We start from the raw sequence: 4,099 nt of genomic DNA on the forward strand, positions 1-4,099 counted from the left end.
TGCCGCCCATAGTGAGATTGCTTTGTCGAGCAGCAATCTGCGCCTCGACCACGCCCTCGGCCCGGCGCACCTCGAGCGTGCGGGGCTGGGGAAAGGGGCTTTGGGCAAAGGCGGGGAGCCTCGAGAGCGCGTAGCTGCCCGCCAGGCCCAGGGCTCCGTACTTCAACAGTTCGCGTCGGTTCATAACGCCTCCTGCTTTAGCCTGCGCGTGGAGTGTTAAGCCTGTGCAAAGGGCAACCCCCGGCCGTGGCCGGGGGCTCGAGGGGGCGGGCATCAGGCGGCCTGGGCCATGCGGCGGCACTCCTGGGCGCAGCGGCGGCAGGCGTCGGCACAGGCCCTCATCGCGCCGTCGGGGTCATCGATGGCCTCGCAGCTCTGGGCGCACGCCTCGCAGACCTCGGCACAGGCCCGGCAGACCTGGGCGTGGAGCCGCGAGCCCCGCAGCATGAAGTCCTTGGCCGTCTCGCAAATCTGTACACAGTCCATCATAATGGTCATGTGGGCGGGCTCGACGTGCTGGCCGCCGTGCTGCAGGCAGTGTTGAACGGTGGTGAGGCATACGTCGTGGCACTCCCCGCAGGCCTCGATGCAAGCCTGCATGGCGGGGCTCATGCCGGTGGTGCCGTGGGTGTGGTGCTGGCTGCTGTGCTGCATGGCTGGACCTCCTGAAATTCGGCCTTTCGGCCCTGATCCGGCTGGCAATTCCGGACGACGAGAGGCAGAGTTAAAGCTCGAGCCGGCGGGTCGAAGGAGGTTCAACTTTAGCCCCCCCGCCTGAAGTTGCCTTGAGTGCCGGCTGAAACTACCGGGTTTACAAAGGCTTAACACCAAGGCATTAGCCTCTGTCGGAGAGGAAGCTTATGACCCATCAACCCGACCGAAGACGAGCGCTGAAGATGCTCGGCGGCCTCGCCCTGGGCCTGGCCGGCGGAGCCCTGGCGCAGCAGGGGAGTGCCCTGAAGGGCCTCGAGGCCACCCTCTACAAGTCGCCCACCTGCGGCTGCTGCGGGGAGTACGTGAAGTTCCTCCAGGCGCAGGGCGCCCTGGTGAAGGTGGTGCTGCAGGACGACCTCAGCCCCCTCAAGCGCCGCTACGGGATCCCGCCCGAGGCCCAGAGCTGCCACACCATGCGCCTCGCGGGCTACACGGTGGAGGGGCACGTCCCGCTGGCCGCCCTCCAGAAGCTGCTGCGCGAGCGACCCAGGATCGACGGGATCGCCCTGCCGGGCATGCCCTCGGGCACGCCGGGGATGCCCGGCCCCAAGACCCAGCCCTACCGGGTGCTGGCCCTCGTCAAAGGGCGGCTCGAGCCCTTCGTGACGCTTTAGGGCGCCCCTTCCCACCGGATCAGGCGCAGCGCGAGGAAGAGCGCGACAGGGCTCAGGACCGGGCTGGCGGCAGCGTGAACCAGAAGGTGCTGCCGCGCCCGACCTCGCTCTCGAGGCCCATCGTTCCCCCCATAGCCTCGACCAGGCCCTTGGCGATGGTCAGGCCTACCCCGCTTCCGCCGTCCTGCCGGCTGCGGGCCGAGTCCACGCGGTAGAAGCGCTCGAAGACCCGCGCCTGGTGCTCGGGGGGTATGCCAGGGCCGGTGTCGCGCACGCTGAAGCGCACCCCGCCCCGCGCCGGCTCGGCCTTCAGCCCCACCTCCCCGCCGGGCGGGGTGTGGCGCAGGGCGTTGGCGAGCAGGTTGGAGAGCACCTGCTGCAGGCGCTCGGGATCGCCCCACACCGCCGGCAGCGGCCCACAGGGCTCGAGCCGCAGGGCCACCCCCTGTTCCGCGAACACCAGCTCGAAGCGTTCGGCCACCCGCCTCAGGGCCGCGGCGGGGTCGAGCGCCTGCGGGCGAATCTCCACCGCTCTCGCCTCGACCCTCGAGACCAGCGACAAATCCTCGACCAGGCGACGCATGGCCCGCACCTCGTGGCTGATGCGCCCGGCGGCCTGCTCGGGCGGTAGCACCCCGTCGGCCAGGGCCTCGGCGTAGCCCTGCAGCCCGGCCAGGGGCGTGCGCAGCTCGTGGGCGACGGAGCCGATGAGCTCGACGCGGCTCTGCTCGACCCTCTCCAGCGCCTCGGCCATGCGGTTGAAGTCCTGGGCGAGAGAGGCCAGCTCGTCGCGGCCGTGCACCGGCAGGCGGTCGTGGTAGTGCCCCTGCGCGATGCTACGGCTGCCATGGGCCAGCAGCCGCACCCCCTGGCTGACCCGCCTCGAGACCACCCAGGCCGTGCCCGCCGCCAGCAGCCCGGCCAGCGGCAGCGAGGCCAGCCAGGCGGCGGTGAGGGTCGAGCGCAGGCCGCGCTCGAGGTCGGCGTGCAGCTCGTGGCCCTGCGGCCCGATGGCCGCCACCATCTGCTCGATGTGGCTCTGGTAAAAGCGCGGGGCCAGCCACTCCGCGAAGCCCAGCAAGGCCACCAGCGCCACCAGCGCCGCCAGCAGGTGGGTCAGGAACAGCCGCGTGAACATTATTCCTCCCGGAAGCGGTAGCCCACCCCGCGCACCGTCTCGATGTAGCGGGGGTTGTCGCTGTCCTCGCCCAGCTTCCGGCGCAGGCCCGCGATGTGCACGTCCACCACGCGATCTACGCCGGGGAAGTCCCCGCCCCACACCCGCTCGAGCAGCCGCGCCCGGCTCCACACCAGCCCGGGGTGCTGGGCCAGGGTGAGCAGCAGGTCGAACTCCAGCCGCGACAGCGGTAGGGGAGCCCCGTTCAGCAGGGCTACGCGCTCGGCGGGCTTGAGGGTGAGGGCCCCGAAGGCGAGTTCGTCGCGCAGCCCCCGGCGTCGCAACAGCGCCCGCACCCGTGCCACTACCTCGCGCGGGCTGAAAGGCTTGGTCACGTAGTCGTCGGCGCCGAGATCGAGGCCCTCGATGCGCTCCTCCTCCTCGCCCTTGGCGGTGAGCATCAGGACGGGGAGGTCGGGGTAGTCCCGCCGCGCCTCCCGGGCCACCTCGAGCCCGCCCACCTTCGGCAGCATCAGGTCCAGGATCAGCAGGTCGGCCGCGCCCAGCCGGGCCAGCGCCTCGGCCCCGTCGCGCGCCTCCACCACCTCGTGCCCCTCCTGGCGCAGGTAGGCCCCCAGCACCTCGTGGATGGAAGGGTCGTCATCGACCAGCAGCACTCGAGCCATACTCACCCCCAGCTTACACATGCCGTGCGGCCGGTGACCAAGAGCTAGTGACGTGTGGGAGTATCCCCCCTAGCCCCCCTTGCTAAGGGGGGTGGAGAAGTAGCGTCTTGCGGCTTGCGTATTGCGTACGACGTACGACCCGCGCTCAGCTATCAGCTATCAGCTATCAGCGTCGAACATTCAGCGTCTAGCGCACCGGGTTCTCCGGCCCCCGGCCCCGGTAGGCGTCGATGAAGGCGGCAGCCGCGGCGGCGTCCCAGCGCTCCAGCCGCAGCAGCTTGGTCCAGGCGGTGAGCTCGACGGTCTGGCCCAGACCCGCCTTGGGCACCACCACCAGCCCGTCCCACTGGCCCCGGTAGCGGCCGGCCCAGACCCGCAGGGTCTTGAGCACTTCCTCCCCGGGCTGGTCGTAGTAGATCACGACGTTGCCGTGCTCGAGCGCGTGCACCAGCTTTTCCCGGGGCTCGCCGCGGGTGTAGAAGCCCGGCTCACTCCAGTTGTACCAGTGCGTCCCCGAGGTGGGCGGGTCGGTGGCGTAGCTCAGCGAGGCGCCGATGTTGGCGTGGCTGCGCCCGTAGTCCGGGTGGTTCTGCACCTGCGTGAGGGCCGGCTTGCCCTCCTCGATGAGGCTCTCGAGGCTGGGCACCCCCTGCTGGCCCTGCCAGCGCAGGAAGCCCCAGACCGCCACCGCCAGCACGAGAACGCCGCCGATGACCCAGGGCCAGGGGCTGGGCTTGGGCTTGGACGAATACTTCAAGGCCTGTTTCCGTGCGCTCTTTCCCATAGACCCTACCAAGCTACCGCATTCGGGGTGAGGGCAATTGGGATTTCAGGTTGACTTCCAGACTTGACCGTTATTCAGGGTTGAGGCTAGATAGAGGCATGAACTTACGCGAAGCCTTAGCCTCATTGGACGATCCACGCTACCAGAACCGGCGCTATCCGCTGTGGGGGGTGGTGGCATTGGT

5 protein-coding genes and 1 pseudogene are annotated in these 4,099 nt (G+C 69.7%); 1 reads left to right on the forward strand and 5 read right to left on the reverse strand.

What is annotated here, in order from left to right:
• Together Mhypo_RS17275 and Mhypo_RS17280 are read right to left on the reverse strand one after the other, a co-directional pair.
• Positions 1 to 184, reverse strand: a pseudogene (locus tag Mhypo_RS17275) (multicopper oxidase family protein); the annotation flags it as partial.
• Between the two features lie 89 nt (positions 185 to 273).
• Positions 274 to 654: a four-helix bundle copper-binding protein gene (locus Mhypo_RS17280; RefSeq protein WP_206074950.1), complete on the reverse strand. Its 381-nt coding sequence runs from the start codon at positions 652 to 654 to the stop codon at positions 274 to 276.
• Positions 655 to 860: 206 nt separating this feature from the next.
• On the opposite strand from Mhypo_RS17280, the gene Mhypo_RS17285 reads away from it, so the two are divergent.
• A complete protein-coding gene (locus Mhypo_RS17285; RefSeq protein WP_027883192.1) occupies positions 861 to 1,328 on the forward strand; it encodes a DUF411 domain-containing protein in 468 nt (155 codons plus the stop codon).
• Positions 1,329 to 1,380: 52 nt separating this feature from the next.
• On the opposite strand, the gene Mhypo_RS17290 is transcribed toward Mhypo_RS17285, so the two are convergent.
• The 3 genes from Mhypo_RS17290 to Mhypo_RS17300 all read right to left on the reverse strand — a co-directional run bounded on the left by Mhypo_RS17290 (position 1,381) and on the right by Mhypo_RS17300 (position 3,915).
• Positions 1,381 to 2,466 carry a sensor histidine kinase gene (locus tag Mhypo_RS17290; protein WP_119342476.1) on the reverse strand — a complete coding sequence of 362 codons (1,086 nt, stop codon included), beginning with the start codon at positions 2,464 to 2,466 and terminating at the stop codon, positions 1,381 to 1,383.
• Positions 2,466 to 3,131 (reverse strand): response regulator transcription factor, encoded by a 666-nt coding sequence (locus Mhypo_RS17295; protein WP_027887981.1) that lies wholly within the window; start codon positions 3,129 to 3,131, stop codon positions 2,466 to 2,468. The genes Mhypo_RS17290 and Mhypo_RS17295 overlap by 1 nt, the downstream gene beginning before the upstream one ends.
• A 187-nt stretch (positions 3,132 to 3,318) precedes the next feature.
• Positions 3,319 to 3,915, reverse strand: a complete 597-nt coding sequence (locus tag Mhypo_RS17300; protein WP_027887982.1) for a DUF3105 domain-containing protein — start codon at positions 3,913 to 3,915, stop codon at positions 3,319 to 3,321.
• Positions 3,916 to 4,099 lie beyond the last annotated feature (184 nt).

Origin of the sequence: Meiothermus hypogaeus (assembly GCF_003574035.1) — a bacterium.
Classification (GTDB): domain Bacteria; phylum Deinococcota; class Deinococci; order Deinococcales; family Thermaceae; genus Meiothermus; species Meiothermus hypogaeus.